The organism is Micromonospora sp. CB01531, assembly GCF_001905095.1.
Taxonomy (GTDB): Bacteria; Actinomycetota; Actinomycetes; order Mycobacteriales; family Micromonosporaceae; genus Micromonospora.
On record NZ_LWLS01000013.1, the window covers coordinates 59,200 to 65,259 of the forward strand.

Sequence of the window (6,060 nt, forward strand, 5' to 3'; positions counted from 1 at the left end):
AGAGGATCTTGCCGATGCGCGGGCCGGGACGTCGTGCCCGGCCCGCGCATCCGGCCGGGCTACAGCACCCGGGGTGGGGTGTTGCCGGCGGCGACGATGGCCCGGCGGATCGGCACCGCGGCGAGCAGCGCGAACCCGAGCACGAAGAAGATCAGCAGGGAGACCAGGCCCACCCGGTACGAGGCGGTGAGCTGGAACACCAGCCCGAAGGCGAGCGGCCCGAGCCAGCTGGTGCCCTTGTCGCTGATCTCGTAGAAGCCGTAGTACTCGCCTTCCTTGCCGGCGGGGATGAGCTGGCTGAACAGCGACCGGCTCAACGCCTGGCTGCCGCCGAGCACCAACCCGATGCAGCCGCCGAGCACCATGAACGGCAGCGGCGCCTCGGCGGGCAGCCGGAACGCGGCGATGATCACGGCGGTCCACAGCACCAGGGACAGCAGCACGGTCTTCCATGCGCCGATGCGCCGGGCGAGGGCGCCGAGGGCGAGCGCGCCGCCGAAGGCGAGGAACTGCACCAGCAGGATCGTCACGATCAGCGTGCCCTGCTCCAGCTTCAGCTCCTGGGTGCCGTACTGGCTGGCCAGGGTGATGACGGTCTGGATGCCGTCGTTGTAGACCAGGAAGGCGAGCAGGAAGAACAGCGTCAGCGGGTACGCCTTGATCTCCCGCAGCGTGCGGCCGAGCTGCTTGAACCCGTCGGTCAGCACGTTGCCGCCGGCGTGCAGCGCCGCGGCGGTGGGGTGTTCGCGCAGCCAGCGCAGCGGCAGCAGGGTGAACGCGGCCCACCACACGCCGGCCGAGACGATCGACCAGCGGGCCAGGTCCAGGGTGCGCTGCGGGTTGCCCTCCTCGCTGAGCATGCTGACCGCGACCAGGTTCAGCGCGAGCAGCAGCCCGCCGCCGAGGTAGCCGATGGCCCAGCCGCGGCTGGAGATGGCGTCACGGTCGTCGGGGCCGCCGAGCTGCGGCAGGAACGAGTTGTAGACGACGACGGCCGCGCCGAAGGAGATGTTGGCGATCAGGAACAACGCCCCGCCGAGCAGGTACCGCTCGCCGGTGACGAAGGCGAACGCGATGGTCGCCGCGGCGCCGGTGAACGCCGCGGCGGCCAGCAGCCGCTTCTTGTGCGCCGACCGGTCGGCGATCGCCCCGATCACCGGCAGCACGAACACGGTGAGGAACACCGACAGCGAGATCAGGTACGGGTAGTAGGAGCCGGCGGCGACCCGGATGCCCAGCGGGTGCACGTACCCGTGGCAGCTGTCGGCGCCCAGCTCGCAGCCGGCGGCCAGCTCGGTGACGGTGGTGAGGAACGGCCCGAGGAACACCGTGATCACGGTGGTCTGGAAGGCGGAGTTCGCCCAGTCGTAGAAGTACCAGCCGGTGCGTTCGCGGCGGGTGCTGCCCGGCTGGGCGGGCTCGGCGACGGCAGGGGTGACCGTTTCGGCCATCGGGGTCCTTCGTCTCAGGCGGCCCAGTGGCCGCGGCTGCGGTAGACGTCGCGCAGCAGGCCGACGTGATCGGTCATGATGCCATCCACACCAAGATCAAGTAAGTCGTGCATGTCGGCAGGTTCGTCGATCGTCCAGACGTGCACCTGCAACCCGATCCGGTGGCAGTACGCGAGGAACCGCCGGTCGACCACGGGGATGCGCCCGTACCGGACGGGCACCTGGGCGGCGACCACGGACGGGGGCAGCCGCAGCGACCGCCCGTGCAGGGAGGCCATCCGCAGCCGGGCCACCCCGCGCATGCCGAGGCTGGTGGCGATCTTCGTCCCGGCGAGGGCGCGCAGCCGGGTCAGCCGGGCGTCGCTGAACGAGGCGAGCAGCACCCGGTCGCCGGCGCCGGCCCGGGTGACCGTGTCGACGGTCGGTGCGACGCCGCCGTCGGCCTTGACGTCGATGTTGAACCGGACCTCCGGCCAGGCGGCGAGCACCTCGTCGAGGCGGGGCACGAGGGCGGCGCCGCCGACGCGTACCGAGGCGAGGTCGGCCCAGCGCAGGTCGGCGATGCGGCCCCGTTCGCCGGCGACCCGGCGCAGGGTGGCGTCGTGGAAGATCACCGCCACGCCGTCGGCGGTGGCGTGCACGTCGGTCTCCACGTACCGGTAGCCGAGGGCGACGGCCCGGGCGAACGCGGCGGCGGTGTTCTCGTCGCCGTCGGCCGCGCCGCCGCGGTGGGCGAAGGCCAGCGGTGCGGGGGCGTCCAGGTAGCCGTAGCGGGGCTGCACGCCGGAAGTATGCCGGGCCTCGGTGGCGTCCCGGTGACCGGCCGACGTCGCCACAACGAACTTCCCTATCCTTCCCCATCATGCCTAGGATGGGGCACGATGAGTAATGACATGTACTCGGTCGAGCAGGTGGCCGAGCTGCTCGGGCTGCACGTACGCACCGTGCGCGGCTACATCCGCGCCGGCCGGCTGCGCGCGGCGCGGATCGGCAAGCAGTACCGGATCTCCCGCGCCGACCTCGACGCGCTGACCGGACGGCCCGCGGCGGCGCCGCCCACCGGTGCGCCAGTGCTGGAGGTGTCGAGCATCGTGCAGGTCGACGGCGTCGACCGGGCCGCCGCCGACCGGCTCGCCACGCTCGTGCTCGCCGGCGTCAACACCGGCCACGACCCGACGCGCCCGCTGCGCGTCCAGACCGTCCATGACGAGGAGCGCCACCGTATGAAGATCATTGTGCTGGGCGACGCCGCCACCACCGCCGACCTGCTGCGCCTGCTCGACGCGGTCCTGCAGGGCGGCAACGGCCTGCTCGCCGGGCAGGTCCGGGATGCCTGACGTGCTGCAGGAGCGGGCCGGGGTGGCGGTGCTGGTGTGCGACCCGGCGGGCCCGCCGGTGACCACCACCCAGGAGGCCCTCGACCTGATCGGCGGTGCGGCCTTCGGCGGAGCCGAGGTGGTGGCCGTGCCGGCGGACCGGCTCGACCCGCGCTTCTTCTCCCTCGGCACCCGCTTCGCCGGGGAGATCATGCAGAAGTTCGTGAACTACCGGCTGCGGCTGGTCGTCGTCGGGGACATCACCCGGCACCTCGCGGACAGCGTGGCACTGCGGGCGCTGGTAGCCGAGTCCAACCGCCACGGCCACGTCTGGTTCCTGCCCGACCTGGCCGCGCTCGACGCCCGGCTGGCCGCCGCCACCTGACCCCGGCGGCCCCGGGCTCTCGAGCGCCCGGTCAGCGGCCCGGCCGGCGGCGACGGTGGGCGCGAGCCGTGTCGGCCGGCCGGCCCGGGTCCACGTGGCGCGGCCAGTACGGCTCGTCGGGGCGCAGCCGCGCCAGGTTGTCGGTGATCGCGTCGATGATCCGGTCGGTGGCCCGCCGGGCGGCTCCGGGCGTGCCGGGATTCAGGTGGCTCAGGACCACCGGGGTGCCGAAGTGCACCCGGATCACCGGTCGCCGCACGACCGCCCGGGCGACGGCGCGCAGCAGGCCCTTGGGCGCCCGGTACGGCAGCACCTCGTGGGAGCCCCACTGGGCGACCGGGACGACGGGGGCGCCGCTGGCGAAGGCGAGCCGGGCGGCGCCGGTCTTGCCGCGTTCGGGCCACATCCCGGGGTCCAGCCCGATGCGCCCCTCCGGGTAGAGCAGCACCACCGAACCGCCGGCCACGGCCGCCGCGGCGGCTTCCAGGGACTGGTGCACGGCGCTGGTGCCCCGGTCGACCCGGATGTGCCCGGCACGGCGCATCAGCGGGCCGAGCACCGGGGCACGGAACAGCCCACCGGTGGCCATGATCCGCGGGGCGACGCCCCGGGCCCGGCAGGCGGCGGCGAGGACCACGGGGTCGAAGGGGTTGATGTGGTTGGCGGCCAGGATCAGCGGCCCGTGCCGCAGGTCGGCCGGCACCTCGCCGGTGACCTCGAGGCGGCCGAGCAGGCCGACGACGCCGCGGGCGAGCAGCTGCGCGGCGCGCCACAGCAGCGGCGCCCGCCAAGGGGTGGTCGGGGTGTCCTTGACTTCCTTCCCACGCGTGGGGGCGGGGGATTCCCGAGGCCGCTGAGTGTTCATGCCGCAAGCCTTCGGGTTGGTTGGCGCTTCACAGACTGCCCTTCGGCGAGGTCTCCGTGCCCTGTTACCGCCAGCCCGGCGGCGAGTATGTTCTTGGCCGCGTTCACGTCGGCGTGGTCCTGGTGCCCGCAGGCGACACACCGGAAGACCGCTTGGCTCTCGCGGGACTCCGCGGCGACATGCTTGCAGGCGTTGCAGGTCTGCGACGTGTACGCGGGGTTGACCTTCTCGATCTTTGCTCCGTGATAGCGGGCGGCATGCTCCAACTTCAGCAGGAACCCGCCCCAACCCTTGGCGAGGATGGCCCGGTTCAGGCCAGCCTTGGCCTTCACGTTACGGCCGGGCTGCTCAACGGTGCCTTTGGCGCTGACCGTCATGTTCTTGATCCGCAGGCCCTCGACAGCGACCATGCCGTGCTCGCGGACCAGGCGCACGGCGGTCTGCGCGGCGAAGTCAGCCCTGCGGGCCCGGATACGGGCGTTAAGCCGGCCGAGTTGCGCGCGGGTAGCATCCCGGCGCTTCGACCCACGGTTGCGGCCGTGAACCCGCAGCGACCGCGACAGGCGCTGCTGCAACCGCTTGAGCCTTGCTGCCTCCCCGGGCGTGACGAAGGCCCGGTCATCCAGATCCCCATCAGACGTGGCCACGGCAACGGCTACACCCCGGTCGACGCCGACCGGCGGTTTGCCGTTCGGAGCCGCCTCGGCAACGCCGTCCTCGACGCAGAACGAGATGTACCAGCGCCTGCCGTCACGCGAGACGGTGGCGTTACGGATCGTGCCACCCGGCGGGCGGGTCCACCGAAACCTGACCGAACCGAACTTCGGCAGCCGCACCTCACCCCACCGACGATTCAACCGCCGCACGCCAATCTGCTTCGGGCCGGGGAACCGGAACGACGGGGCGGTGCGGGTCTTGGACCGCCAGCGCACCTTCCACGTGCCATGCGTCTTACACGCCCGCTCCAGGTCCCGCAGGGTCTGCTGCAACGTGTGCGACGGCACGTCGGCCAACCACGCACAGTCCGGGTCCTTCTTCGCCTCAGCCATCTGCCGGGCCTGCTCGTCGTAGCCGATGAACCCGCCACGGCGGCGGTAAGCACGACGCTGCTCCAACGCCGTGTTCCACACCGCCCGACACACCGCACCCACCTGCTCGGCGTAGACGGCCTGCTCCCCGGTCAACGCGAGCAGATACCGACGCCCGGTCTGCACTCAACGGCCCTTCTGCTGCGCGACATACTCCTCAACCTCCGCCAGTGGGGCACCGCCGGTAGTCGCTACGAAGTACGAGTTCGTCCACAAGGTGGGCAGCCGGGAACGCAGCGATGGAAACTCTTCCCGCAGCACCCGCGACGTACGCCCCTTGACAGCCTTGACCAGCCGGTGAACGCCGAGCTGCGGATCCACCTCGACCAGCAGGTGCACCTGGTCGGGCAGGACCTCCAAGGCCGTCAGCCACGCCCCTTTCTCCTCGATCACCTCGCGGATGAGCTGCTTGAGCCGTTCCGCGACCCGCCCGCCAAGCACGCGCCGCCGGTACTTCGGGCACCACACCACGTGAAAGGCGCACTGAAAGACGATGTTGCTGTTCGAGCGCACCGTGACGGACACGCACGCACTATACAGCTCAGCGCTGTCTACTGCCTGCCCCCAGCTGATGCCCTCAACCCAAGACTGAAGCCGGTGGTTTGTGCGCTACACGTTTCGATCGGTGGTAGATCGTCGCGCTCGTGCGGCTAGCAGAGACCCAACCCGACCCCGGGCCCTAGGGCAGAGGTGATCAGGGTCATTGGTCCTGACCCGGGTCAGGACCGCCGGCCCTGCCCATCCTTCTACGACGCCGAGTAGTATTTACTACGTCTCGTAGTACGCACAGCTGGGGGTTTCAGTGGACGCGTTGGACGTCGCCCGCTGGCAGTTCGGTGTCACCACCGTCTACCACTTTCTCTTCGTGCCGTTGACCATCGGCCTGTCCGTGCTGGTGGCGATCCTCCAGACCATGTGGCACCGCACCGGCAAGGAGCGGTACCTCAAGCTCACC

At 71.2% G+C, this 6,060-nt stretch carries 8 protein-coding genes; 3 read left to right on the top strand and 5 right to left on the bottom strand.

All coding sequences use genetic code 11. The annotated features are described in order from the left end of the window. Nucleotides 1-59: 59 nt before the first annotated feature. Both A6A27_RS04315 and A6A27_RS04320 read right to left on the bottom strand, forming a co-directional pair. Nucleotides 60-1,451, bottom strand: coding sequence for an MFS transporter (locus A6A27_RS04315; protein WP_073833122.1), 1,392 nt, complete (start codon nucleotides 1,449-1,451; stop codon nucleotides 60-62). Nucleotides 1,452-1,465: 14 nt separating this feature from the next. Beyond that, nucleotides 1,466-2,233 (bottom strand): glycerophosphodiester phosphodiesterase family protein, encoded by a 768-nt coding sequence (locus tag A6A27_RS04320; RefSeq protein WP_073833278.1) that lies wholly within the window; start codon nucleotides 2,231-2,233, stop codon nucleotides 1,466-1,468. A gap of 99 nt (nucleotides 2,234-2,332) precedes the next feature. On the opposite strand from A6A27_RS04320, the gene A6A27_RS04325 reads away from it, so the two are divergent. Together A6A27_RS04325 and A6A27_RS04330 are read left to right on the top strand one after the other, a co-directional pair. Continuing rightward, nucleotides 2,333-2,788, top strand: coding sequence for a helix-turn-helix domain-containing protein (locus A6A27_RS04325; RefSeq protein ID WP_241825065.1), 456 nt, complete (start codon nucleotides 2,333-2,335; stop codon nucleotides 2,786-2,788). Beyond that, nucleotides 2,781-3,152: a DUF4180 domain-containing protein gene (locus A6A27_RS04330; protein WP_073833126.1), complete on the top strand. Its 372-nt coding sequence runs from the start codon at nucleotides 2,781-2,783 to the stop codon at nucleotides 3,150-3,152. Before A6A27_RS04325 ends, A6A27_RS04330 begins: the two co-directional genes overlap by 8 nt. A 31-nt stretch (nucleotides 3,153-3,183) precedes the next feature. Here A6A27_RS04330 and A6A27_RS04335 read toward each other — a convergent pair whose 3' ends face one another. From A6A27_RS04335 to tnpA, 3 genes are read right to left on the bottom strand one after another with little or no spacing between them, the layout of a single operon-like run. Next, complete coding sequence (locus A6A27_RS04335; protein ID WP_083672416.1) at nucleotides 3,184-4,017, bottom strand: lysophospholipid acyltransferase family protein; 834 nt, start codon at nucleotides 4,015-4,017, stop codon at nucleotides 3,184-3,186. Beyond that, nucleotides 4,014-5,231 (bottom strand): RNA-guided endonuclease InsQ/TnpB family protein, encoded by a 1,218-nt coding sequence (locus tag A6A27_RS04340; RefSeq protein WP_073833128.1) that lies wholly within the window; start codon nucleotides 5,229-5,231, stop codon nucleotides 4,014-4,016. Before A6A27_RS04340 ends, A6A27_RS04335 begins: the two co-directional genes overlap by 4 nt. Next, a complete protein-coding gene (gene tnpA / locus A6A27_RS04345) occupies nucleotides 5,232-5,630 on the bottom strand; it encodes an IS200/IS605 family transposase (RefSeq protein WP_073833130.1) in 399 nt (132 codons plus the stop codon). Between the two features lie 277 nt (nucleotides 5,631-5,907). Here tnpA and A6A27_RS45655 point away from each other — a divergent pair. Beyond that, nucleotides 5,908-6,060: cytochrome ubiquinol oxidase subunit I (locus A6A27_RS45655; protein ID WP_241825075.1), on the top strand; the 153-nt coding region annotated here is incomplete at its 3' end.